The 26,837-nt window shown below is 26.2% G+C and carries 27 protein-coding genes; 8 read left to right on the forward strand and 19 right to left on the reverse strand.

Going from position 1 to position 26,837, the window contains the following annotated elements:
• Positions 1–80 precede the first annotated feature (80 nt).
• From secG to A6P36_RS06005, 15 genes are all read right to left on the reverse strand, one after another.
• Entirely contained in the window at positions 81–311 is a 231-nt protein-coding gene (gene secG / locus A6P36_RS05935) for a preprotein translocase subunit SecG (protein ID WP_066761944.1), read from the reverse strand.
• A gap of 15 nt (positions 312–326) precedes the next feature.
• The gene (locus tag A6P36_RS05940) at positions 327–1,106 is read right to left on the reverse strand and encodes a shikimate kinase (protein ID WP_066761947.1); all 780 of its coding nucleotides are present in this window, start codon (positions 1,104–1,106) and stop codon (positions 327–329) included.
• Position 1,107: 1 nt separating this feature from the next.
• Positions 1,108–1,548, reverse strand: a complete 441-nt coding sequence (aroQ, locus tag A6P36_RS05945; protein WP_066761948.1) for a type II 3-dehydroquinate dehydratase — start codon at positions 1,546–1,548, stop codon at positions 1,108–1,110.
• Positions 1,549–2,385 carry a shikimate dehydrogenase family protein gene (locus A6P36_RS05950; RefSeq protein WP_066761949.1) on the reverse strand — a complete coding sequence of 279 codons (837 nt, stop codon included), beginning with the start codon at positions 2,383–2,385 and terminating at the stop codon, positions 1,549–1,551. It abuts the gene before it with no gap.
• A gap of 193 nt (positions 2,386–2,578) precedes the next feature.
• Positions 2,579–3,049, reverse strand: a complete 471-nt coding sequence (locus tag A6P36_RS05955; RefSeq protein ID WP_066761951.1) for a PTS sugar transporter subunit IIA — start codon at positions 3,047–3,049, stop codon at positions 2,579–2,581.
• A 108-nt stretch (positions 3,050–3,157) separates the two neighbouring features.
• Entirely contained in the window at positions 3,158–4,453 is a 1,296-nt protein-coding gene (gene eno, locus A6P36_RS05960) for a phosphopyruvate hydratase (RefSeq protein WP_066761953.1), read from the reverse strand.
• Positions 4,454–4,491: 38 nt separating this feature from the next.
• Positions 4,492–6,024 (reverse strand): 2,3-bisphosphoglycerate-independent phosphoglycerate mutase, encoded by a 1,533-nt coding sequence (gene gpmI / locus A6P36_RS05965; RefSeq protein ID WP_066761955.1) that lies wholly within the window; start codon positions 6,022–6,024, stop codon positions 4,492–4,494.
• Between the two features lie 12 nt (positions 6,025–6,036).
• Positions 6,037–6,783, reverse strand: a complete 747-nt coding sequence (tpiA, locus tag A6P36_RS05970) for a triose-phosphate isomerase (RefSeq protein ID WP_066761957.1) — start codon at positions 6,781–6,783, stop codon at positions 6,037–6,039.
• Between the two features lie 17 nt (positions 6,784–6,800).
• Positions 6,801–7,994 (reverse strand): phosphoglycerate kinase, encoded by a 1,194-nt coding sequence (locus A6P36_RS05975; protein WP_066761958.1) that lies wholly within the window; start codon positions 7,992–7,994, stop codon positions 6,801–6,803.
• A 77-nt stretch (positions 7,995–8,071) separates the two neighbouring features.
• On the reverse strand, positions 8,072–9,079 hold the full coding sequence (gene gap / locus A6P36_RS05980) for a type I glyceraldehyde-3-phosphate dehydrogenase (RefSeq protein ID WP_066761959.1): 1,008 nt from the start codon (positions 9,077–9,079) through the stop codon (positions 8,072–8,074).
• 425 nt (positions 9,080–9,504) lie between these two features.
• Positions 9,505–10,446: a hypothetical protein gene (locus tag A6P36_RS05985; protein WP_066761960.1), complete on the reverse strand. Its 942-nt coding sequence runs from the start codon at positions 10,444–10,446 to the stop codon at positions 9,505–9,507.
• 23 nt (positions 10,447–10,469) lie between these two features.
• Positions 10,470–11,405 carry an ABC transporter permease gene (locus A6P36_RS05990; RefSeq protein WP_066761962.1) on the reverse strand — a complete coding sequence of 312 codons (936 nt, stop codon included), beginning with the start codon at positions 11,403–11,405 and terminating at the stop codon, positions 10,470–10,472.
• Positions 11,405–12,484 (reverse strand): ABC transporter permease, encoded by a 1,080-nt coding sequence (locus A6P36_RS05995; protein ID WP_066761964.1) that lies wholly within the window; start codon positions 12,482–12,484, stop codon positions 11,405–11,407. Before A6P36_RS05995 ends, A6P36_RS05990 begins: the two co-directional genes overlap by 1 nt.
• A complete protein-coding gene (locus A6P36_RS06000) occupies positions 12,477–13,991 on the reverse strand; it encodes an ABC transporter ATP-binding protein (protein WP_066761966.1) in 1,515 nt (504 codons plus the stop codon). Before A6P36_RS06000 ends, A6P36_RS05995 begins: the two co-directional genes overlap by 8 nt.
• A gap of 100 nt (positions 13,992–14,091) precedes the next feature.
• Positions 14,092–15,150: a BMP family lipoprotein gene (locus A6P36_RS06005; RefSeq protein ID WP_066761968.1), complete on the reverse strand. Its 1,059-nt coding sequence runs from the start codon at positions 15,148–15,150 to the stop codon at positions 14,092–14,094.
• Between the two features lie 256 nt (positions 15,151–15,406).
• On the opposite strand from A6P36_RS06005, the gene A6P36_RS06010 reads away from it, so the two are divergent.
• Positions 15,407–15,955, forward strand: a complete 549-nt coding sequence (locus A6P36_RS06010) for a GNAT family N-acetyltransferase (RefSeq protein WP_066761972.1) — start codon at positions 15,407–15,409, stop codon at positions 15,953–15,955.
• Between the two features lie 62 nt (positions 15,956–16,017).
• Here the strand turns inward: A6P36_RS06010 and A6P36_RS06015 are convergent, their stop codons facing one another.
• A complete protein-coding gene (locus A6P36_RS06015) occupies positions 16,018–19,953 on the reverse strand; it encodes a glycoside hydrolase family 2 TIM barrel-domain containing protein (RefSeq protein ID WP_066761973.1) in 3,936 nt (1,311 codons plus the stop codon).
• Positions 19,954–20,065: 112 nt separating this feature from the next.
• Positions 20,066–20,323: a hypothetical protein gene (locus tag A6P36_RS06020; protein WP_066761975.1), complete on the reverse strand. Its 258-nt coding sequence runs from the start codon at positions 20,321–20,323 to the stop codon at positions 20,066–20,068.
• A 287-nt stretch (positions 20,324–20,610) separates the two neighbouring features.
• Between A6P36_RS06020 and cls the strand changes: the two genes are divergently transcribed.
• Positions 20,611–22,059 carry a cardiolipin synthase gene (gene cls / locus A6P36_RS06025; protein ID WP_066761977.1) on the forward strand — a complete coding sequence of 483 codons (1,449 nt, stop codon included), beginning with the start codon at positions 20,611–20,613 and terminating at the stop codon, positions 22,057–22,059.
• 30 nt (positions 22,060–22,089) lie between these two features.
• Here cls and A6P36_RS06030 read toward each other — a convergent pair whose 3' ends face one another.
• The gene (locus tag A6P36_RS06030) at positions 22,090–22,791 is read right to left on the reverse strand and encodes a hypothetical protein (RefSeq protein WP_066761979.1); all 702 of its coding nucleotides are present in this window, start codon (positions 22,789–22,791) and stop codon (positions 22,090–22,092) included.
• Between the two features lie 45 nt (positions 22,792–22,836).
• On the reverse strand, positions 22,837–23,712 hold the full coding sequence (locus A6P36_RS06035; protein ID WP_066761981.1) for a helix-turn-helix domain-containing protein: 876 nt from the start codon (positions 23,710–23,712) through the stop codon (positions 22,837–22,839).
• Between the two features lie 291 nt (positions 23,713–24,003).
• On the opposite strand from A6P36_RS06035, the gene A6P36_RS06040 reads away from it, so the two are divergent.
• The 6 genes from A6P36_RS06040 (at position 24,004) to A6P36_RS08135 (ending at position 26,708) form a co-directional block, all read left to right on the forward strand.
• A complete protein-coding gene (locus A6P36_RS06040; protein ID WP_066761983.1) occupies positions 24,004–24,816 on the forward strand; it encodes a hypothetical protein in 813 nt (270 codons plus the stop codon).
• Positions 24,817–24,915: 99 nt separating this feature from the next.
• Positions 24,916–25,101, forward strand: a complete 186-nt coding sequence (locus A6P36_RS06045; protein ID WP_066761985.1) for a hypothetical protein — start codon at positions 24,916–24,918, stop codon at positions 25,099–25,101.
• 5 nt (positions 25,102–25,106) lie between these two features.
• A complete protein-coding gene (locus A6P36_RS06050) occupies positions 25,107–25,475 on the forward strand; it encodes a hypothetical protein (RefSeq protein ID WP_066761990.1) in 369 nt (122 codons plus the stop codon).
• 45 nt (positions 25,476–25,520) lie between these two features.
• A complete protein-coding gene (locus tag A6P36_RS08130; protein ID WP_156507993.1) occupies positions 25,521–25,694 on the forward strand; it encodes a hypothetical protein in 174 nt (57 codons plus the stop codon).
• Between the two features lie 34 nt (positions 25,695–25,728).
• A complete protein-coding gene (locus A6P36_RS06055) occupies positions 25,729–26,304 on the forward strand; it encodes a hypothetical protein (protein WP_066761991.1) in 576 nt (191 codons plus the stop codon).
• 245 nt (positions 26,305–26,549) lie between these two features.
• Positions 26,550–26,708 (forward strand): hypothetical protein, encoded by a 159-nt coding sequence (locus A6P36_RS08135; protein WP_156507994.1) that lies wholly within the window; start codon positions 26,550–26,552, stop codon positions 26,706–26,708.
• Positions 26,709–26,837 lie beyond the last annotated feature (129 nt).

Consider the following 26,837-nt stretch of genomic DNA (forward strand, 5'->3'; position numbering starts at 1 on the left):
AACTCCTTCAAAATTAAAAAAATCAAAAACTTTATTTAAATTCAAAAATCTAAATAAAGTTTAATCTAAAAAATAAAAATTTATAATAATACACCTATTAAAATCGTATTTAGTGCAAATAAAATAGTAAATATTACAGTCCATTTTACAAGCTTTGCTTCTCTCGTCTTTGACTTATTTTTATTGAAAAAAGTCTCTTGAGTTCCAGTCATAAAACCTTTAAGACCATCTGCCTTACTTGGCTGCATTAATATAAGAATCAATAGTCCAATTACAACTATAAACTGTATTGTATATAAAATAGTTTTCATATACTACAAACCTCCTCACATTAACTTAATTATAACATTAATAATTTGATCTATGGATAAATCATCAACATTTATCTCAAAATCTTTAACCCTGTTATAAATCTCACTACGAGATTTTATAAATTTTTGTATGTAATTTATATTAAGGTTTTGACGAAGCATAGGTCTTACCTTTGTACTTCTCTTTAAATTATATAAAATATTCTCTGCAGAAGATTTTAAATATATAAGTTTCCCAGAAGATTTTAAATTTTTAACATTTACTTTATTTAAAACACTTCCTCCACCTGTTGAAATTACACCACAAAATTTTTCAGTTATATTTTTGATTACATCACTTTCAACTTTCCTAAAATATTCTTCTCCAAGTTTATCAAAAATATCACCTATTTTCATCATAACTCTTTTTTCAATTTGATAGTCCGTATCTAAAAATTTAACTCCAATTTTTTTAGCTAAAATTCTTCCAATAGTAGTTTTACCACATCCCATAAAACCAATTAACACTATATTTTTTCTATAAATTTTTCTATACTGTATATTTCGACTAACATCAGTTATAGAATTTATTATATCTAAAAATTCTGATTCATGATATTTTTTAAAATATGTATGATTCATATTATTTAAAAAATTTTCTCTAACTTCTTCTTCTCTTTTTTTATCTAAAATTGGTTTCCTATTCCTTTGTTTATAATTAGAAACTTTAAGCACACAATTATATCTTTGCTCTAAAATTCTTAATATTTTATAATCACAACTAATAATCTTACTTCTGTAATTATCTAAATCCATGCTAAACCTCTAAAAATATTTGTCTCAAAGCATAAAGTGCAAGCACATAAGAATATTTTCCAAAACCACATATATGCCCTACACAAGCTCCTGATATAACGCTTTTCTTCCTAAATTCTTCTCTCTTAAATATATTTGACAAATGAACTTCAACAAATTTTCTATCAACAGAAAGTATAGCATCATATATAGCATAACTATAATGAGTAAAAGCTCCAGCATTTATTACAAATCCATCATAATTTTTATATTCACTCTGTATTTTATCAATTATACTTCCTTCACAATTACTTTGATAAAAATCCACGCAAATAGAAATCTTATTACCTTCAGATTTTATATACTCATTAATATCGTCTAAACTTTCATTTCCATAAATATGTTTCTGACGCTCACCTAAAAAATTTAAATTCGCACCATTTATTACAAGTACTTTTTTCAACTATTCCTCCGAAAAAACCTTCTTAAATTCACTATAAATATTTAAAACATCTTCTTCTTTAATAATTTCATCTCTCCAAATTTCTTGTGACTTTATTGCTTGATAAAAAAGCATATCCTTTCCATCTATTACATCAACATCCATATTCAAAAACCTATATAAAAAATCCGTAACTCCATCTTTATCATAGTTTACATCGTAAACAAAATCTGAAATTCTTAAACTACTAATATTAAAATTACTCACTGCACTTGTAGTATTTACAATTCCAAAATAATCACCTTGTACTTTATCTAAAGACAAAATATCTATATTATATCCTCCACAAGTATCACATATAAACTGCTTTAAATCCATTAATTTCTCAAAATCTCTAGCTGCAACAGTTACATTTGCACCCAAATCAATTAACACATTTATAACAACTCTAGAAGTAGCTCCACTTCCAAAAACTAAAATATTTTTTCCCTTAATCTCATCTTTAAAATGCTTAAGTCCCTTTAAAAATCCATAAGAATCTGTGTTATATCCAAAAGATTTTCCATTTAAAATTTTCACCGTATTAACACTACCAACTTTTTTAGAAAAATCGTCTAACTCATCTAAATATTTTTTTATATTAATCTTATGTGGAGCTGTTACATTAAAACCTTTAAAATTACTTTTAAGCAAACTAAAATTATAAACAAGACCATCACAAGTAATTTTAAGTTTTGAATATATTTTATTTTTTTCACCAAAATAATCAAAAATAATTTTATGTAAAAAAGGAGAAAGGCTATGATATACTGGATCTCCTATAACAGAGTATTGCTCAAAATCAATCATAAAACTCATTATAATCTCCTTGAAAACATTATTATAAATTTTTCCAAAATACTTCCTTAATAAAGATAATATCACAAATATAAATTAAAATAAATAACATTTAAATTTCAATTAAATTTTTCTAATACTTATAAAAAGTATAACTTTTTTAAATAATTTTTATACAAATAAAAAGGATATGCATTAAAACATATCCTAAATATTATAAATTTATAATTTCATCTGAAACATTACATTCTCCAGTTTTTAAAAGAGAAATTTCTTTTCCATCTAGATTTGTTATTACAACAGGCGTATCTGTTAAATATCCTTTTTTCCTTATAACATCTAAATCAACATTTGCAATTTTTTGACCAATCTTAACCTTATCACCAGCACTAACTAATACTTCATATCCCTCTCCATTTAGTTTAACAGTATCCATTCCAATATGAACTAAAACATCAAATCCGTCATTTGTTGTAAAAGCTATAGCATGTTTAGTTTCAAATACCATTGAAACTTTACCGTTTACAGGAGAAAAAAATTCTCCACTCTTAGGCTTTACTACAAATCCATCTCCCATCATTTTTTCTGCAAAAACCTTATCTTCACTTGAAGTTATAGGTAAAACTTCTCCATTTACAGGACAAACAACAACTGATTTTTTATTTTTAAAACTAAATAACCCCATTTATATTACTCCTATCCAAATAATTTTTATATCTAATATATATTTTTCAATTATACCATAAATAAAAAGGTGGGGCATTTGCATACCCCACAAAATAAAAATTTAAACTTACTTTCTTAAATTATAAAAGGCTCCTACTCCTCTATATTCAGCCATTGATCCTAATTCTTGCTCAATTCTTAAAAGCTGATTATATTTTGCAACACGCTCACTTCTTGCTGGAGCACCAGTTTTAATTTGACCAGCATTTACTGCAACAACTAAATCCGCAATAGTTGTATCTTCAGTTTCACCTGATCTGTGAGAAACTACAGCAGTATATCCTGCTCTTTGAGCCATTTCAATAGAATTTAAAGTTTCAGTTAAAGTACCAATTTGGTTAACTTTTATAAGTATTGAGTTACCAACTCTTCTTTCAATTCCCATAGACAATCTGCTAACATTTGTAACAAACAAATCATCACCAACAAGTTGAACTCTATCTCCTAACTTCTCAGTTAATATACTCCATCCTTCCCAATCATTTTCAGCCATACCATCTTCAATAGATATAATTGGATATTTATTAGCTAAATCAACATAAAAATCTGCCATTTCAGCTGGAGTTAAAACTCTACCTTCTCCTGATAAATTATATTTTCCATCTTCATAAAACTCAGATGAAGCAGGATCAAGCGCTATAAATATTTCTTCTCCTGGCTTATATCCAGCATTTGTAGTTGCTTCTAAAATAATTTGAATAGCTTCTTCATTAGATTTTAAATCTGGAGCAAATCCACCTTCATCTCCTACAGCTGTTGATAATCCTTTATCATGTAATAATTTTTTCAAAGAATGATAAATTTCAGAACACATTCTTAAACCTTCAGAAAAAGAATCTGCTCCAACTGGCATTATCATAAATTCTTGTAAATCTACATTATTATCAGCATGCTTTCCACCATTTATTATGTTCATCATAGGAACAGGTAAAACTTTTGCGTTACATCCTCCAATATATTGGTATAAAGATAATCCTAAATAATTAGCTGCTGCTTGTGCACAAGCTAAAGAAACACCAAGAGTTGCATTAGCCCCTAAATTACCTTTATTATCACTACCATCAAGTTCAATCATAGTTGTATCTATTTTAACTTGATCAAATATATTTAAACCTTCCAAAGCTTGAGCAATAGTTACATTTACATTAGTAACTGCATTTAAAACACTCTTACCGTTGTAGTATGATTTATCTCCATCTCTAAGTTCAACTGCTTCATATTCACCTGTAGAAGCTCCTGAAGGAACAGCTGCTCTTCCAACAGTACCGTCTTCAAGTGTAACCTCAACCTCAACAGTTGGAAACGCTCTTGAGTCAAGAATTTGTCTAGCATGAACATTAACTATTTTTACAAAATTTTTCATTAAATAAACCCTCCATTTTTATATATAAAAATTTTTTATTAAACCCTATAAAGTAAATTATCTCCACTAATTTCCTGTGGAACATCTAATCCCATAACATTTAAAATAGTAGGTGCTATATCTGCAAGTTTACCATTATCTTTTAATTTTATACTCTCACAGTTTTTAGATATATAAATAAATGGAACCTTATTACATGTATGCGCAGTCATTGGTCCTCCTTTTTCATCAACCATAACTTCAGCATTACCATGGTCCGCTGTTATAAACATATTATCTCCAAATTCTATCACTTTGCTTTCAATTTTCCCAATAGCAAGGTCAACAGCCTCAATAGCCTTAACAGCAGCATCAAAATTTCCAGTATGACCAACCATGTCAGGATTAGCTATGTTACAAACAATAAAATCATATTTTCTAGATTCAATTTGTTTAACAAGAGTATCTGTAAGCTCAGGTAAACTCATTTCCGGTTTTAAATCATAGGTTTTAACATTAGGTGAAGGAATTAAAATTCTATCCTCTCCCTCGTAAGACAATTCAACTCCTCCATTAAAGAAAAATGTTACATGAGCATACTTTTCAGTTTCAGCTATTCTAAGCTGAGTTTTCCCATTTTTACTTAAATATTCCCCAAAAGTATTAGGATAACTCTCCGGTTTAAATGCCACCAAACAACCTTCTAAAGATTTATCATACAAAGTCATACATACAAAAACTACATCAATGTCACAAACATTAAAACCATCAAATTTTTTATTTACTATTGCATGAGTCAATTCCCTAGCTCTATCAGGTCTAAAATTAAAAAATATACATGAATCACCAGTTTTTAAATTTCCATTATCTATAAATACAGTTGGAACAATAAACTCATCAGTTATGCCATTATCATAAGATTTTTTTATAAATTCTACTGGATCACTGCCTAAAGCCTTTTCACCTTCACCTCTAACAATGATATTATATGCCTTTTCAACTCTATCCCATCTCTTATCTCTATCCATAGAGTAATATCTTCCAGATAATGTTGAAATAACTCCATAAGAAATATCTTCCATATATTTAAGTAAATCTTTTACATAATTTACTCCAGAAGTTGGTGAAACATCTCTTCCATCCATAAATCCATGAATATAAGTTTGTTTAACCCCTTTTTCTTTAGCAAATTTTAATAACGCTTTTAAATGATCAATGTGCGCATGTACACCACCATCAGATAATAAACCCATTACATGCAAATCAGAATTATTTTTTTTACAATTCTCAACAGCAAAATTTAAAGAATCATTATTAAAAAACTCTCCTTCTTCAATTGCTTTTGTTATCCTTGTTAATTCTTGATAAACAATTCTTCCAGTACCAATATTTAAATGTCCAACTTCTGAATTTCCCATTTGCCCTTCAGGAAGTCCAACTTTCAAACCACTCGCATGTAAAGTAGTATTAGGATATACATTTAAAATTCTATCCATATTGGGAGTATTAGCTTTTTCAATAGAATTTCCTTCTTTTTGAGGAGACATCCCATAACCATCTAATATTAACAAAACACAGGCATTTTTTGCCATAAGTTTTTCCTCCTAAAATTTAACAATTGATTCAAAATCACTAACAACAATACTTGCTCCTCCAACAAGTGCCCCATCTATATTCTCCATAGACATTTGTTCTTTTATAGTATTAGGTTTTACCGAACCTCCATATAAAATAACTATATTTTCAGATACTTCTTTATCATAAATATTTTCAACAACATTTCTAATAAAACCAATTACATTATTAGCATCTTCACTTGTTGCAGTTTTTCCAGTTCCAATAGCCCAAACAGGCTCATAAGCTACAACTATTTTTTTAACATCTTCCTTTGAAACTCCTAAAAAAGCATTTTTAATTTGAGATTCCAAAACACTTTTCATTTTTCCAGCTTCTCTCTCTTCAAGAGTTTCTCCAACACAAAATATTGGAACAAAGTCATTCTTCAAACACGTAAATATTTTTTTATTAATATCTTCATCTGTTTCATTAAAATAACTTCTTCTTTCACTATGACCAACTATAACATAACTTACATTGAAACTTTTAAGCATATCAGCTGAAATTTCCCCAGTAAAAGCTCCCTTTTCTTCAAAATGAATGTTTTGAGCTCCTAATTTTATATTTGAATTTTTCAAAATATCACTAGCCACTTGAAGAGAAGTAAAAGGTGGACACACCACAACTTCGCACTTAGCATCACTTACTTTAGGAACTAGTTCATTTAAAAACTTTTTAGTTTCCTCACTTGAAAAATGCATTTTCCAATTTCCAGCTATAATGTTTTTTCTCATAAATAAAACTCCTATTTTTATTTATTATTAAGCGCATCTATCCCTGGTAAAACTTTACCTTCTAAAAACTCAAGAGAAGCTCCACCACCTGTAGATATATGAGTCATTTTATCACCAAAACCTAAAATATTAACAGCCGCAGCAGAATCTCCACCACCTATTATTGTTGTAGCGTCAGCTTCTGCCATAGCTTTAGCAACTTCAATTGTTCCCTTATTAAAATTAGAAAATTCAAAAACTCCCATAGGACCATTCCATATAATAGTTTTAGCTTTTTTCAAAACATCAGAAAATAATTTACAAGTTTTACTTCCAATATCCAATCCCATAAATCCATCTTCTATATTTTGATCAATAGTTTCTTTTCTTACAGCATTATTATCAAATTTATCACCTATAACATGATCAACTGGTAAAAGCAAGTTTACACCTTTTTGTTTTGCTTTTTCAACCATTTCTCTTGAATAATCTAATTTATCTTCTTCAACTAAACTTGTTCCTATGGAATAACTTTGAGCTTTTAAAAAAGTATAAGCCATCCCACCACCAATTATTAAAGTATCAACCTTATCTAAAAGATTGTTAATAACATTTATTTTATCTGAAACCTTTGCCCCTCCTAAAACAGCAACAAAAGGTCTACTTGGTTTTGAAATAGTATCTCCTAAAAATTTCAACTCTTTTTGAATTAAGTATCCACATACACTTTCATCTACAAATTTAGTAACACCAACAGTTGAACAGTGAGCTCTATGAGCAGTTCCAAAAGCATCATTTACATAAACATCACATATTGAAGCTAAATCTTTAGAAAACTCCTCTCCACACTTTCCTTCTTCTGGTCTAAATCTTGTATTTTCAATAAGAATTACTTCTCCATCATTCATCATGCTTATTTCTTTTCTTACATTATCATCTACAACTAAATCACTTGGAACAAATTTAACATTCATACCTAAAAGCTGAGATAATCTCTCACCAACTATTCTTAAACTTTTTGTTTCATCAGGGCCTTTAGCTTTCCCTAAATGGGAACAAAGTATAACCTTACCACCATTTTTAACAGCATATTTAATAGTATCAAGAGCTCCAACCAATCTATTTTCATCAGTTATTTTACCATCTACTATAGGCACATTAAAATCACAACGTATAAGTACTCTTTTTCCTTTTAAAGAAACATCCTCTATACTTTTTTTATTAAAAGTCATAAAACACACCCCTAAAAACTAATATCAACTAAAGGCTGATCTTAATATTTCAAAATCAGCCTTTTTAAAGATAATTTTTATAAACTTTTACCAACCATACTTGTTAAATCAGCTAATCTATTTGAATATCCCCATTCATTATCATACCAAGAAACAACTTTAACCATATTTCCTTCAATAACCATCGTGCATAAAGCATCCACTATAGAACTTCTCTTATCTTGTCTATAGTCCATTGAAACTAATGGTTCTTCTTCATATCCAAGAATACCTTTTAAATTATTCTCTGCTGCCTCTTTAAGCGCTGCGTTAACCTCTTCAACAGTTACACTTCTAGAAACTTCAGCAACTAAATCAGTACAAGAAACTGTAGGAGTTGGAACTCTTAAAGCAAATCCATTAAGTTTTCCTTTAAGCTCTGGTAACACTAATGCAACAGCCTTAGCAGCTCCAGTAGTAGTAGGTATCATAGATTCTGCAGCCGCTCTAGCTCTTCTTAAATCTTTATGTGGAGCATCCAAAATCTTTTGATCATTTGTATATGAATGAACTGTGGTCATAAGGCCTTTTACAATACCAAATTTTTCATGTAAAACCTTAGCAAACGGTGCCAAACAGTTAGTTGTACAAGACGCATTAGATATAATATTGTGCTTTGATGCGTCATATTTATCATGGTTAACTCCCATAACAATTGTTATATCTTCATTTGTTGCTGGTGCAGAAATTAACACTTTCTTTACAGTTCCAGAAATATGTGCTTTTGCTTTATTACCATCTGTATAGAATCCTGTTGATTCTATTACAATTTCACACCCAACACTTGACCAAGGAATACTTGCCGCATCTCTTTCAGCAAATATTTTAATTTCATTTCCGTTAACAACTATTGAATCACCTTTTACTTCAACACTTCCGTCAAATTTTCCAAAAAGAGAATCGTATTTTAATAAATGTGCAAGTGTTTTTGCATCAGTCAAATCATTTATCGCTACTATTTGTAACTCATTACCATAATTCTCTAATATAGCCTTAAACACATTTCTACCTATTCTTCCAAAACCATTAATCCCTATTTTAACCATTAAAAATCCTCCCAAAATATTATCACTAAAATATAATAATATTTTTAACGAATTTGTTAAAAATATTCTTAACTATTTAATATTTATTAACACTATTTATTTACATTAAAACAATTAAAATATTTTAAACTAATACAAACATTACGAAATAATTCTATAACAATCGTAAAAATTTAAAAACAATATAATTATTACAAATTTGTGTAAAACAAACTTACTTTAAATAAATCTCAACTAAAATTTTAATAAAAATAAACCTGAATTCTAAAAGTTTGTTATATTTTAAACTAACAGGTACATTATAAAACATAAAACAAAATTTTTAAACACTTATTTTGCACTTTATAATTAAACTTATTTTAATTTTATAATAAAAAAGTCTTTAAACTTTAAGTTTAAAGACTTTTTTAAATCATCATATTAAATTAATTTGATATAATTTTCAATTCTTCCCAAGTGGAAGGAAATGTAACATTTCCATTTTTCATCCTATCCAAAGTATTTCTAACAACTTGATTTATCTCTTCAGGTAAATTATCTATGTTAATGTCTATCGTATTATCTAAAATATTAACATTATACGTTCTAAATTCTACATTACTACTTATAATTCCACTAAGTATATCTTCATATAAATAAGAAACACTTACAAATAACTCTTCTTGAAACTCATTCAATGTAAATAAAGTTTTTGACACTTCCTCAGAAATATTAACAGCATTATCTATAAGCTGATTATCTAAATAAAATATTACATCACTTTTATTATTCTTTATAAAACTTTCCAAATTTAAAATCTTATCTTCTTCCGATGATGAATTTAAATTTAAAACATTTTCACCATTTAAAAGCAAATCATAAGCTCTTAAATTTACATTTTTAACACCAGCAACAAAAGATAAAACATTTTCAAAAGAATCCTTTAATTCACTTTCATATATAATAGCTACGTTATTTGTTCTAGTTAACATACCACTAATAACACCAAATATATAACTTAAATGTCTTTGATCAATTTTTAAATTAATTCTACCTTCTTCAACACCATTTATGTATACTAGATTTGAATAAATAGATTCATCGTTAATATTGACAAGATTTGAAAATTCCTCTGAAATAATAAAGGTTTTACTTCTAATTTTTTTCGATTCTAAATTCTCTTTTACATATTCACCAAATTCTTCTTCACTATTTAAAACAACACTCTTAAATTTAAATTTTGAATCTTGAATGCTGTTTATAAGCGAACTTTCTCTTATTGTACTTAATTTTTCATTACGTAAAAATATAACTTCATGTTCTGTACTTATACAAGATTTCATACTAAAAAGTAAAATAACAAAAATAACCACATATATTTTTTTCATAATTAACCTTTCCTAAAATACTATTATCTTTTACCTTTATCATAATACTCTCCAAGAAACAAAGGAGAATTACTTTTTCTAACAAAAAAAGCAAGTGCTAACATAGTAAGTATATAAGGCATCATAAAATAAATTTCTGTTGGTATATTGAATCCAAATTTTTGAGACACAATTTCAAATGTTTGAGATAATGAAAAAATCAAACACGCTAAAAATGTAGTATGAGGTTTCCAATTTCCAAAAATCATAGCTGCAAGAGCTATATATCCTCTTCCACTAACCATTCCAACTCTAAAAAGATTAACATTTGCAATAGATAAAGAAGCTCCTCCAATACCTGCTAAAACTCCCGATAACAACACACACAAAAATCTAGTTATATAAACATTAATCCCAAGTGTATCAGCTGCTTTAGGATGTTCACCTACAGCCCTTATTCTATATCCTATACTTGTTTTATATAAAACAAACCATGAAACTACAACTAACAATAAAGCTCCCAACACAAACCAGTTAATCTCTGATAAAAATGTACCAACTATAGGAATTTTACTAAATAATTCTTTAGGATAAGGAGCTACCTTAACTATACTAGTTTGACCTTGACTTCCAAAAAATTTTTGTATTAAATAGCTAGTCAAAGAAGTAGAAAATAAATTTATACCAATACCTGATATTACTTGATTAGCTCTAAGAAATACACTTAATATAGCATGTATAACTGCTGTTAATCCTGCAAATATAATAGCAAATATAAGTCCAACCAAAGAACTATTAGATATATATGTTCCCCAAACTCCAAAAAACGCTCCCATTATCATCATACCTTCCAGTCCTATATTTATAACACCGGATTTTTCTGAAAAAACACCTCCTATAGATGCATATATAAGCGGAGTAGCAAATCTTGATGTAGTAGCTAAAATAAACGCTATTTCTGATAAAAATGTATTTTCCACTATTTACTACCTCCTTTTCTAAATTTATCTAGAACGTATTTAAATAAATATTCACCTGATATAAATATGATTATAACTGCTTGAACTAAAAAAACTATATCCTTAGGAATTCCATTAAATTGAAGTTCTAAAGAAGATGCATTAAGCGCTCCAAACAAAATAGAGGTAATAATTATAAAAATAGGATTATTTCTAGCAACTAAAGCAACCGCTATACCATCAAAACCATAGTTTAAAAAATTATTTAATTTAGGAATCCTGTGCTGAACACCTGAAACAAATACAGCTCCTCCTAATCCTGCAATAATACCCGATATAACCATAGAAAGAACTATAGATTTTCTTATATTAATCCCACCATATTCTGATGCATACTTATTATACCCAACACTCCTAAGTTCATATCCTCCTCTAGTTCTATTCATAAATAAATAAATAAAACCAACAACTAATATTCCTAAAAATAATCCATAATTAGCTCTAGATGAAGGTTCTGAAAATATTTTAGGTAACATTACACTTTGTAAAATAGAATAAGAGGAATCATATCCAGGTTCTTTTAAAAAAGTACCTACAAATAAATTTAACATATGTAGCGATATAAAATTCATCATTATTGTATTTACAACCTCATTAGAATTAAGCTTTACCTTCAAAACCGCTGGAATAAATGCCCAAAGTGCACCAGATAATATTCCTGATAAAAAAATCAACACTATATGTATTAAAAATGGTATGTTAGGAATTGTTCCAACTATTACAGCTGCTAACATTCCAACTGTAAACTGTCCCTCGACTCCTATATTAAATAAATTAGTTTTAAAAGCTACTAAGTGTGCCAATCCTGTAAACATGTAAATAGTTGCATATACTAAAGTTTCTGATAAACTAAAAATATTACCAAAACTACCCTCCCAAAAAGAAGTAATCAATAATTTAAATGATTCTATAAATCCATTTCCCTTAGACCACATTACAAATATAACTGCAATTAAAATCGAAATAAATATGGATAATAAAGAAAATAAAACAGAATTTAAAACATTTCTTATTTTAACACTCTTACCTATACTAACCATCTATACTTCCTCCTGCCATTAATACTCCAACTTTATTTTCATCAAATTCACATCTATCTAAAACTTTAACTATATTGCCATCATACATAACACCAATTCTATCTGATAAACCTAAAACCTCATCTAATTCTAAAGAAACTAGTAATACAGCTTTACCACTATCTCTTTCTTTTATTAATCTTTTATGTATATACTCAATAGCACCAATATCAAGTCCTCTTGTAGGCTGTACAGCTATTATAAGTTTAGGATTTTTATAAATTTCTCGTCCAACGATTAATTTTTGTTGATTTCCCCCAGATAATTTTGAAGCCTCAACATTTTCACTTACAGTTCTAACATCAAATTCTTCTATAATATCTAAAGCATGCTTTCTTATAGACTTATAATCTAAAAACATACCTTTTTTAAATTTTTTATCATTTTGCATACCCAAAATAGAATTTTCATACAGAGAATGTTGTAATATAAGACCGGTTTTATGTCTATCTTCTGGTATACTAGATATCTTTTTATCAATAATCTCTCTTGGAGTTAAATTTTCAATATTTTCTCCATCAAAAATTATTTTTCCAGAATAACACTTCCTAATGCCAGTTATAACTTCAACAAGCTCACTTTGCCCATTTCCAGCAACACCTGCTATTCCAAAAATTTCTCCAGATTGAACATTAAAACTAACACCTTTAAGAACATTAACCCCTCTACTATCTTTAGCTTTTAAATCCTTAACTTCTAAAATTTTAGAGAGTTTATTTTCTCCTTGTTTATAAACATTGAGATTTACTGGTCTTCCAACCATAAGATTTGCCAATTCATCAATAGATGTGTCTTTTGTATTTAGATTATCAATTAATTCTCCACGTCTAATTATGGTAACCCTATTGCTCATACTCATTACTTCTTTTAATTTGTGGGTTATTAGAATTATGGATTTGCCTTCTTTTGTAAGATTTTTCATAATAATTTCTAATTCTTTTATCTCGCTTGGTATAAGTACTGCTGTTGGTTCATCTAAAATTATTATATCAGCACCCCTATATAAAATTTTGAGTATTTCCACCTTTTGCTGCTGACCTACAGAAATATCCTCAATTTTTACTTCTGGATCTATATTAAACTCATATTTATCTATAATTTCTTTTACCTTTTTAAAAGCTGATTTTTTATCAAATATTATTCCCGACTTAACCGGTTCACATCCAAGTACTATATTTTCCATTACTGTAAAATTATGCACAAGCATAAAATGTTGATGAACCATTCCAATTCCATTTGAAATAGCATCCTTAGGATTTTTAATTTTTATTTTACTTCCATTTATAAAAATATCTCCCTCATCTTGTGTATAAATACCATATAAAATATTCATAAGAGTAGTTTTACCAGCTCCATTTTCACCTAGAAGAACATGAATCTCTTTTTTCTCCAAGTCAAAATTAATATTTTTATTTGCAATCATACCAGGAAATCTTTTAGTTATATTTTTCATTTCAACTACTTTCATAAAATCTCCTCCAAACACAAAATAAGAGACCACTTTGTTTATGGAAGAAATAAATAACCCTAAACAAAATAGTCTCCAAAATTTAAACAATAATTATTATTTAACTGTTAAAATTCTTGAGTTCCTCAATAGTTTTAGGTACTACTATCTCTCCACTTATTATTTTTTCCTTAAACTCATTTACTTTATCTAAAACTTCTTGTGAAACTTTTCCATTATTATCAGCTAAATAAACACCATCTTCCTTTAGACCTAACTCTGTTGTTCCTGGTGTAAATTTACCATCCACCATTTCCTTAACAACATCGTATACTCCTCCTTCTAAATTCTTAACAACAGAAGTAAGTATTACATCTGAATATTCTGGAAGAGATATAGCTTGGTCTTGGTCAACACCAATTGCGTAATTTCCAGTTTCTTGAGCAGCTCTAAACATTCCAATTCCAACACCACCAGCTGCATGATATATTATGTCAACTCCATCACTATAAAGAGATTTAGCTATTTCATATCCACGTGCAGTATCTGAAAAACTTCCAGCATATCTTGAAGTTATACCATCTTCAAGTAATTTTCCAGCTTCTGGATTAACACTTTTAACTCCTGCAATAAATCCAGATTCAAATTTTTTAACAATAAAACTATCAGTACCACCTATAAATCCAACTTTACCTGTTTTAGTTGAAAGTCCAGCTAAAACACCTGCTAAAAAAGATCCTTCTTCTTCCTTAAATCTAAGATTATGTACATTATCTCTTTGAACTTCTTCATCAATTAAAACATATTTTACATTTGGATTTTGACTTGATACTATATCCACTGCATTTTTTAATTTATATCCAACACCAAAAACTAAATCACTGGTTTTAGATACTCTATCCATATAAGACTCAAATTCTGAATCCTTTTGAGGTTCTAAAACTTGTAGACTAATTCCTAAATCCTTTTCTGCCTTTGAAAGTCCAGCATAAGCAGAGTCATTAAAAGATTTATCTCCTATTCCTCCTTCATCTGTAACCATTGCAACTCTAAGCACTTGTGCTTGTCCACCATTTTCTGAAGATGAACCACTGCTACTAGAATTTGAACTACAACCTGCTAAAGACAAAAACATAATAGCACAAGAAAAAAACATCGCTGAAATTTTTAGTTTTCTCATACTTTAATAAAACCTCCTAAATAATGATAAAGTAATTTTAAATTTAAATACGAGTAAATTATAACACATATTTTTATTTAAATTGAGAGTTATTTTAATAAATTTTTTAAAACTTATTTCATACGTAATTTAACTTTTTTTATAATCAAATTTTAATTTGCCTTTTAATAAAATTTATAATATTATTAAATCATTAGTAATTGTAGAATATTACAAAATGAATCATTCTTCATAAATAATTTGTGGAGGATATTTAATGGTTATAGAAACTTCAAGATTAATTGTAAAACCAATTGATGAAATGAGTTTGAAAAACATACTTAAATACATAAATGATATTTATTTAAATGTGCCTATACCTAAAAATGCTTCTATGTATCACATTAAAAAATTTTTAGCTCTTAATAATAAAATTAAATCCTTTAATTCCTTAGGGTATTTTTCCATAACTTTGAAAAAAAATCTTAAACCTATAGGCTTAATATCAGTTATTCCAAGGTACATAAATGAAAATTTAATAAATGAACTTGGATATTTAATTTCAAAAGAATATCAAAATAATGGTTTTGCTAGTGAGGTTATTTTTAACGTACTAGATTTTATTTTTTCAAAAACAAACATGGATAAAATATACTCTTTAGTAGAAGAAGATAATTTAGTTTCAAAATATGTATTGGAAAATAAAATGAAGTTTGATTTTGTTAATGTAATACTAGATACAAATACTTTTAAAAATATTTATACTTTAGATAAGTTTAAATTTAAAAATAAAGTTAAACCATTGAGCATGGTTAATCAACTTTAAAATTTTTATGATAAACAAAAGAAAAGATATTAAAAAAGAACTCTGATAATATCAAAGTCCTTTCAAAAAATTCTTTTCCAAATATTCATTGGAGAATCATGATTGTTTATTGCACTTATTGTAAATGAAAATGCATATTTACAATCCCCTTCTATATAATCAATTACCTTATCGTCAAATGTTTCAAATGTACTCCCATAATCTTTTGATCTTAAATTAACTATTGTTGAAGAAAATTCTTTCATCTGATATTTATGGTTTTTTTCAAATTCACCATCATTGTACTTAGATACATTGACCTGTAAAAATTCATTGCTTACATTTGTAAATAGTATTCCATTATTTCCATTTTTCTTATAAAAACGCGCCCATCTAACATCTGTTAAATTTCCAGTTCTTTGAGGTCTTACATAATCTGTAAATTGTCTATCTACATCAGATTTGTATACTCCAATTTTACTACCTTCTTTTCTGTCATTATAATTTTCAAAAGGTCCTCTACCATAAAATTCCATTTCACAATAATCTTTAGGTATAAAAACTTTAAAACCAACTGATCTTGCATGTGGAATTCCATGACTTAACAAATCAACAAACAAATTAACATTTACATCTCCATACTGATTTACTTTATAAGTAGTTATAAGCTCTGAATTATTAAGATTATATAATGTTTTATAAAATTTCAAAATTATATCCTGTTCACTTTTATATAATTCATATCTATTATAACTATTGTCTTTAAAAATATCTTTCCAAAACTTAATATCATTATAAATCTTAAAAAGTCTTTCATTATCATTTAAAGGATTCCAAAAATCTACTAAAATTGGAGAACTTAAAAGTTTTTCTCCTCTATAAACGTATTTTTTCAAACTTCCTTTATTTTTATCAAATTCCATTTCAAATTCATCTGATATTAAAAATATATTTGAAACATCTTCTTTAACATTAAAATTTTGATATTCTCTATTTAAAGAATTTGCCTCTACAATAAAAGCTTCTAGTGGTATCTTAAATTGTTCTGAAGCTATTTCAAAACCTTTATTCGCCCAAAAATTTCCCTCTTTTAAAACAAATTTTAAGTTTATAAAAAACTCTTTACCATTTAAAGATAAAATTTTGTGAAAATCAGTTATTTTAAAAACTTCACTGCTCATGGGATCTAAATTAATAACAGCTGAATCTCCTTCTATAACTTCTCCATCAACTAAATAATCCCATTTTAAAATATAATTATTTAAATTTACAAATAAATTTTTGTTTTTTATGATTATTTCACCATTTAAAATATCTTTATCATAAATGTCTATATTTTGATAAACATGTTTTATTTCATGTACCTGAGGTTTTAACTTTCTAGTACTAAGTAAAATTCCATTTGCACAAAAAGCTGAATCATTAGGAGAATCATTAAAATCTCCCCCAAAAGCTAAATATTTTTCATCTTTATACTTATTAAATTCTAAAATTTCTTCTTTTCTATCAAAATCAATCCAAAGTAATTTACCAAAATTTTTATCATAAACCTTTAATTTATCTATTTGATCAAAATCTATTTTTTTCGAAAAAAACTTTATTTCATCTAAAACCCCATTCATTCCTTCACAATGAATTTCACTATTATTTCCTCCAATTTGTACACTATCTCCAAAATACCCAACTCCATAAACAAATTCTTTCTCTCCAACTAAATTTCCATTTAAAAACAATTTAATTAATCTACCATCATAAGATGCCGTTATTCTTTGCCAATTATCCACCCAATTTTCAGGTACAATAAACACAATAGATTCTACCATTTGAGAATTATCTCTAATAAAAAATTCAACAACTCTATTATTTGAATTTCTATAATTTGTTACCTCTTGAATTCCAAATTCATACCCTTTTTTAAAATAAATACATCCTTCTCCCTCATATACACTTGGTTTAACTTTTAAATCTATTGTAAATTCATTTAGCTTTACGTATTTAAGCTCATCATAAAAAATTACTCCACTATATCCTTTTCCTCTATATCCTTCTTTTACATATCCTTCAAATTTTCCATCAAATAACATTAAAGAATTATTTAAAATTCCAACTTTAGGAGAATCTTTATATATACCTTGATCTATAAAATCCCATATAAATCCTCCTTGAACATTATCTATACTTTCAAACTTTTCTATGTATTTATTTAAACTTCCTCCACTATTTCCCATTGAATGAGCATACTCACATAAAATATAAGGTTTATTTTTCATATATCTACTTTGTTTTTCAATATCTTCAATTTTTACATACATTTTGCTTACAATATCGCTTGCATAATATTCATCTCTCTCTCCTTCATAGTGTACAAGTCTAGTTTTATCTCTTTCTTTAACGTAATCATATATATACTTAAATACACTTCCTCCACCACTTTCATTTCCAAGGGACCATATTAAAACACATGGGTTATTTTTATCTCTCTCAATAAGACTCATTACTCTATCTAAACATGGAGCTTTCCAAATTTCGTTATTTCCTGGAATTTCTCCTTCAACACCATGAGCTTCAATATTTGCTTCATCAATTAAATACACACCATACTCATTACACAAACTAACAAAATAATTATGATTAGGATAATGAGATGTTCTAACTGCATTAATATTATTCTTTTTTATTTCTTTAATATCAAATTCCATGTCTGATATAGAAATTGCTCTACCTTTTAAAGGATGAGTTTCATGTCTATTTACTCCCTTAAATAAAATAGGCTTACCATTTAAATGCATTTGGTTTCCTTTTAACTCAAATTTTCTAAATCCAATTCTAGTATGTATTGCTTGAGTTTCTCCATATAAATCATTTTTAAGAACAACAACTAAATTATATAAATTTGGATCTTCTGAGGACCATTTTTTAGGATTTTCAATATCCATAACACTATTAAAATTACATTGCATAATTTTATCTTTGTATGTATAGTAATTATCAAAATTTCCAAGTCCTTCTTCTTTAGAAATTAAATTCCAATCATTATCAAAAAGAAGAATTGATATAAAAAATTCTTTATTTTGATTTAAATGGTTTAACAAATTAAAATTTACAATTAACTTAGAATTTAAATAATATTCATCTAAATCAGTTATAACTTCAAAGTCTCTTATATGTATTTGTGGAGTTCTATACAAAAAAACATCTCTAAATATTCCACTTAATCTTATAAAATCTTGATCTTCAATAAAACTTCCATCACTCCATCTAAACACTTGAACAGAAACTGAATTTTTTCCACTCATAACAAAATCAGTTATATCAAATTCACTAGGTGAAAAACTATCTTCACTATATCCCACAAATTTTCCATTTACCCATAAATAAAAACACGATTCAACCCCTTGAAAAGATATATATATTTTATCTCCAATCCAAGATTCATCTAAATCAAATATTTTTTTATAACTTCCAACAGGATTAAATATTTCAGGAGCTTTATAAAATTCAAGATTTTCATATCCAGTCCAAGGATATCTAAAATTTACATATATAGGAAAATCATATCCTTCCATTTGCCAATTACTTGGAACTTTTATATTTTTCCAATTAGAAACATCATAATCTTGTTTAAAAAAATCTTGATTTCTTTCTGAAGGCTTATAATCTAAAGAAAACTTCCAATCTCCATTTAAAGTTTTAACATTATTTGAGTCTTTAATTTTCACACTATTTAAAACATTTTGCTTTACATCAGCAAATAAATTTTTAAGACTAGAATAAGGTACAAAAAAACTTCTAGCACTTTCTCTATTTATTTGAAAAATATCTACTCTATTTTTCCATTCATCAAATTCACAGTAAATGTTTGGTACTTCTAAAACCTCTTTAAGATTTGTTTTCATTGTTAAATTCTCTTTTTCAAATTGTTTAAATACCAAAAAACCGAAACTAAAAATTACAACTCCTATAATTAGAAAAATTACACTATCATTTGCTTTTCTTAATACTCTTCTAAACCTTACCAAATTTAAGTACCTTCCTTACAACGAATATATACTTTATTTTGTCTCGCATTTAAATTTTTATTACTAAAGCAAAAAAATAAAAGATTTGCTAAAACTAGCAAATCTTTTTAAATTAATTCATTCTCATTTTTTTATAAAATCTATTTTTTCTATGTTTTAAAACTTCATCATAGGAATCATTTGAACAGTGGCTGTGTGAACAACATTTACCATATCCATTAAAATTTCCAAATTCTGAATCATTTAAATCTTTAACTAAATTTTTCTTCAATCTTCTAGAAATAATTCCCGCAATAGTTGCAACAGATGCTATACCTATAGCAGATGCAGCTGCAATAACAGCACTTTTATCATTGTCATTTAATTTCATAAATCTACCCCCCTAAAAATAAAGCACTCTCTTTAAATTTTCAATATGAGATATACTATAAAGTATGTTTCAAACGCTATACAAATATACTTACTACAATTTATCTAATCCTATAAATTTATCTCGTTATAAATAATCTACACCACTAAAGAACAAAAATCAATAATAATTAAATTTTTAATTTATTAATTTAAAACATATTTTTTCATAAATATTTTAATAATATAAGTAAATTCTAATCAAAATACACTTATAGAAATTTAGTTATTTAAATTCTAGGAGAATATATGTACTATTTAAATTTAATTTTAATTTTCTCTATAATAATAAACTTAATAATATTTTTTACCTTGTTAAACGAACGACGTGAACCTGAAAAAACTTTAATGTGGATTTTAATACTTACTATACTTGGACCATTAGGTTCTATATGTTATATCTTTTTAGGAAAAGATATAAGAAGAATTCATGTTAAACGTAAAAATTTTTATAACATAGATTTAATAAACAAATTAAATAAAGACATTCAAAAAACCTTCTCATTTAACAACAATAAAGAAATTATTCAACTTACAAATCTTGTTTCTAAATTAAATTTTTGCCCTATAATGACTAATTCCAAAATTCAAATTTTTTCAAATGGAATTCAAAAATTTGAAATGTTAAAAAAAGAATTAGAAAAGGCAACTCATCACATTCATTTAGAATATTTCATAGTTAGAAATGACCATATAGGAAACGAAATTAAAAATATATTAATTAAAAAATCAAAAGAAGGTATTAAAGTTAGATTCATAATGGACAAAATAGGATGCCATAAACTTTCTAAAAATTATATAAATGAACTTAAAGAAAATGGAATAGAAATATTATTTTATTCTTACATGTCTACTCCATTTTTCAAATTGATAAATACACAAATAAACTATAGAAATCATAGGAAAATTGTTGTAATAGATGGTACTACAAGTTTTACTGGAGGAATTAATATAGGAGATGAATATTTAGGTAGGTCATTTCTTGGATATTGGAGAGATACTCATTTAATGATAAAAGGAGAATGTTCTCTTGCTATACAAAACGTATTTATAAATGATTATTTAAATCTTAAAAAATTAGCTAACGAAAATATATTTTTAGGTGAGGAATTAACTAATTATTTTCCGGAAATAAATGAAGAGTGTATAACATTAACTCAAATAATAAAAAGTGGTCCAAATCTATCAAAAGATAGTATGATACTTCCTATTATAAAACTTATAAGTTTAGCTAAAAAAAGTATAAAAATATCTACTCCTTACTTTATACCTTTCACTGGATTTTTAAATGTACTAAAAACCTGTATTTTATCTGGAATAGAAATTATAATAAATTTCCCTGGAAAACCTGATCATAAACTTGTATATTATGCCTCAAGAACATATTTACATGAATTACATAATATTGGATGTAAAATTTATTTTTACGATAAAAACTCCTTTATACACTCAAAATTTATAATAATAGATGATCAAATAGTAACTGTCGGAAGTACAAACATGGATATACGAAGTTTTGAACTTAATCATGAATTAAATTTAATAATTTACGATGAAAAAATATGTAAAAATTTCCTATCAATTTTTAATAAAAACATTCAAAATAGTATTCTTGCTGATAAAAATTTTTTTGAAAATATTCCTAAATATCAGATATTTTATGAAAATATATCAAGATTATTTTCCTCACTTTTATAAAAAAATGAAGCAGATAAAATTTTATCTACTTCATTTTTTTATATCTACATATTTATCAAAATCAATTGCAGAATAATATAAAGCTGGTGCCTCTTTTCTTACAACATAATTAACGTGAACATTATTTAAATTTTTATATCCATTTTCTACAAGAAATTTTCCAATTTCATCGACTTTTTCCAAAAACTTTTTCTCAGACATTATATATTTAGATGTCATGTATATGTGAACTACATGAGGTTCATTTATATCCTTATTATAAAAATCTTTATAATTATATTTTCCTTTCAAAACTTGCATTTCTGCATAAACATTAAATATTTCAGGAAATCTATCTTTAAAATCATCTACAAGACTATCTTTTAATTGTCTTGCAAACCTATGACTTATTAAATTATCTTTATTATTATGAAGATATCCATCTCCAATTACATGTCCTCTTGAAGATAAATTAAAAGTATACTCCTCATTTGGAATATAAAAATCAACCTTAGCTGTATATGTATTTGTTTTTACATCGTAATCTATATCCATATCTCCATAAAACTTATCTTTATAAGTATAGTTCAAATGATTCGTTAAATTTGTATGTGATACATCCAAATTCTTAACATAAATAATATATCTATTGTACAAAAACATTACCGCTGAAAGACCCACAAGTAAACACGTACAGATAAACGTCCATAATATTTCATTTTTCTTGCTTTTAAACTTAAGTAAATAATTCATACTGCTCCCCTATAAAAATATTTTATCTACATCTAAACATACTTATTATAACATTTTAGTGGATATTTGGTTTAAATTTCCTGAAAACTGTGTATTATCGAAAAAATCTTTGATATCTAAATTATTCTCATTACAAAAATAGAAAACTGCATCCAACCTAATATATCTTCCAACATCCATATTTTTACCCTTAAGATTAATCTTTATCCATTCAATATAATCTATAATATTTAATTCTGTATAATTATAAATTTGTTTTTTTTCAAAGTCAAAAAAATCTCTAGGACTTACTTTTAAACTCTTACATATCTTTAAAAATCCATGTAACGTGGGAAAAACATTAGGATTAATATTAACACTCATATCTGCTAAATTACCTGTAATATTTTCAAGTTCATAAATTCTATTATTAAAATCTCTTATACTTATTTCATTTTTAATTTGATTTCCTGTAATTTTATATTTTTCATCATGTAAAAAGAAAGTATCAACATCAATTTCTAAAACATCCAAATATTTATAAAATTTATCCAACGATATACATTGCTTGCAACTCTCAAATTTATGTATTGTTGTAATATTAATTTCTGTTTTAAAATTATCAATAATATCTTTAACACTAAATTTTTTACTTAACCTAAGCTTCTTTACTTTATTAGATAAGAAAACAAAAAATTCCTCAAATGCATCAAAGGAATTTTCAAAAATATATGTATAATCATCAAACATTAAGAAATTCCTTATATCTATATTTAAAAACTTAGATATTTCAAAGAGGGTTTTAAATCTTGTACTTCCTACTTGTTTAATACCCCGTACATCTTTAACACCATCAACTCTATTAAAATATTCATAAGAAATCCCATTAAGTTTTACATATTTATCCATTTTTTTCTTTAAATTAACTCTAAATTTATCCACAAAAAACAAACTCCTTTCAAAACTAATTATTGACACAACAAGAAAAATCTTTTATAATCAAATCACAATTTAAAAATTAAAACAAATTCAACGAGCGTAGGAAACTTTTTGAATTTGTTTACCTAGCATTAGTACCAATCTATAGCACTATTTAAACACAATCAAAATTACAACTATCTAAATAGCAATAACTCAAATATCAAAAGCATTAAAATAAATTAAATTAATATTTCAATACCCTTTCAACGTCAATATATTTTCACTTAATCTTAAAGAAAGGAGTTTATCTAAATGAGTTTTTTTAATACAGTTATGTCCGTTAAAAAAGCAACTCTTACAAATGGGTGTAAACGCTACTATGAATACTTAGCAAAAAATTTACTAAAAGCATCTCAAATTAATAATTGGAGAGTGCTTAGTGGCGAATACAAAAATTATAATTTTATAATTGCCAAAGATGAAAAAGTTGCTGAACAACTAGGCATTTCTGTACAAAGTATTTATAACTATAAAAAAACTCTGAAGTCTTTAGGATTAATCAACACTTTACCAAAATTTACAACCAGAACAAACCAATGTAAAAATAAACACTTTTGCCAACTAACAGTGGTTTTAAAAACCATACCTAAGTGGCTTATAAGTGAAACTTTGGTTTTTAAAAATAACATCAAAAATGCCAAAATCCTTAGTAATATTATATCACAATTTAGTAAAAATTTAAATACTACCATTCGCAATATTCATACAAAAGTAAAAAAATTGTTGAATACTGTAGCAAATACTAATTACATAAACAATACTTCATATAACAACTTAAAGAATTTAAACAAAGAAGATGTACAAACCGTAGCTAATACTCTTAATACATACAACATTAAATTTAAAAATAAGGAAATTCCACATTACATAGAAATGTACGAAAAATCAAAAGAAAAATTTATTCAAACTTGTAAATACTGTAGTGATAAACAACATATCTATGCACCACTTAAATATTTTACTAAGGTTTTTGAATCATCTCATAAACCTAAAGGTAAGTTTTTTAATTTCAAACAAAGAGAATATACTGATTCGTTCTTTGATAATTTAATAGACAATATGTAGGAGGTTTTATCATGAACTTTCATAATAACGATGATAATATAGTTGTTTTAGAAGAATGTCCTGGACAGATTTCAATATTTGATTTATTAGACTTAAACAATGGATAGAATTTATCTTTTAACTAGCGAAAAACAAAGTTTAATAACTAAACTAAACAACTATAAATCATTAATAAATAAAACAAAATCAAAAGGTGAACTTGTTAGACTTAATCAAGAAATTAAACAATTAAATGAAAAGATTAAATCTATAGATTTGATCATAGAAAATTTAAAAAGGGTCTAAAAAACATGAATACTTTCAAAGAATTAAAAGACTTCTTTAATACATGTAATCATAACTATATTGGCATTCTCTATAAAACACCAAACTATAATTTTTCAATTGAAATATTAGACAAGCATTCTAAACAAGATTGGATTAACTACATAGAAGATGAAATAAGAAAATATTTAAATATATATGATTTCTGGTGTTTCTATACTATTGAACAAATAGAACAGATGCCAAGGTTAAAAGAACATTTTAACAAACAACTTAACGAATTTACCATAAACAAAGATGGTTCTTTATGGTTTGCAACTAATTTTATTACTGAAATAACAAAAGTTTATTCAAGTAATAACTTATTTAATATTATAGACAATTTAAAATTATAAACCATATTGCCAACATCGGCAAAATGATGAGAAGGAGCTTATATTATGAAAAAACAAAGTGTTTTGAATTTAATAAAATATTATTGTGAAAGAAATGATAGTGCTTTTAGAGCTGAAGCAATGTATATTGCTAGATACCTTGATGGTATAGGAGATACTCAATTATCTGAATACATTATATGTTTAATCACAGGATATAATGCTTGGACACCACAATAAAAAGCTTACTATATTTAATTGCAAGGAGATAATAATGAACAATAAATTTTTATATGCCAAAAGTATAAGTTTAGAAAATATCTTAAAGCTATTGTTTAACAAACCAGAAATTGAACATAGCACCAAGTTAAACTTACTATTGCAATTTGAAACAATTGAACTTATTAATCAACAAACTTTTGATGAATATTTTTTCTATAATTTTAACCGTTTCGATAGATGTTTTGTTTTTAATTCAAGTAGCGACGAACAACTCGCACTAGCTTTTAAATATAACAAAGAAAATCAAAAATTTGAAATGGCAATATCCACTAATAAAGATATTGAAAATAGAAAAGAAGAACTATTTGATAAATTATCAGACGAATTACAAAACCATAGATATTATTATTTATACAAAACTGATAGTTATTACATTTCAGATTGTGAAAGGATTAAAACATTGCAGTATCTAAAAGATATGGCAGAAACGGAATATACTAATGGCTTTATAACCTTTTACCCAGAATTAATAGATATACAAGCTTTAATTATAGAAACTTTTGAATTGAATTGTGTTAAGGGTAATTCATTTGAATTATTTAGCAATTTATGTAAAGGAGTTTTATAAAATGGAAACATCAAACATTGAAAAAAATATTGGAAAAGTAATTGATGCACTATTAAAAAGTACCGAGACTGAAAGAGAAGAATTTATAAATTCAAATCAAGAAGGAAAATAAAGATGATAAGGAAGGTGTTTATATTGCCTAACAACGAATTTTTAGAATTATTACAAAAAGAGCTTGAAAGAGAAATTAATTTCACAAAAAAAAATATTTGAAATTATAAAAATATCTAAAAGGAGACTTAAAAATGAATATATCAAAATTTATACAAATACTTAAAATAAACAGAACAAGAAAACAACTTGAAAAAGTTAAAAACAATTATGATAAATTAATTTTGAAACTTAGTAAATTAAAATTAGACCAATACTCAATCAAATCTAAACTTGATGATTTAAGGAGCTAATACCATGTGTAAAATAATTAATTTTAAAATAATACAATTGTTTAAAAAAACTACTTATAAAAAGTCTACTCTTAAATTAAATGGTTTTAAATTAATAAAATTACGATAAACCATGGACTACATAAAACA

It is taken from the genome of Candidatus Arthromitus sp. SFB-turkey (assembly GCF_001655775.1).
Lineage (GTDB): Bacteria > Bacillota > Clostridia > Clostridiales > Clostridiaceae > Dwaynesavagella > Dwaynesavagella gallinarum.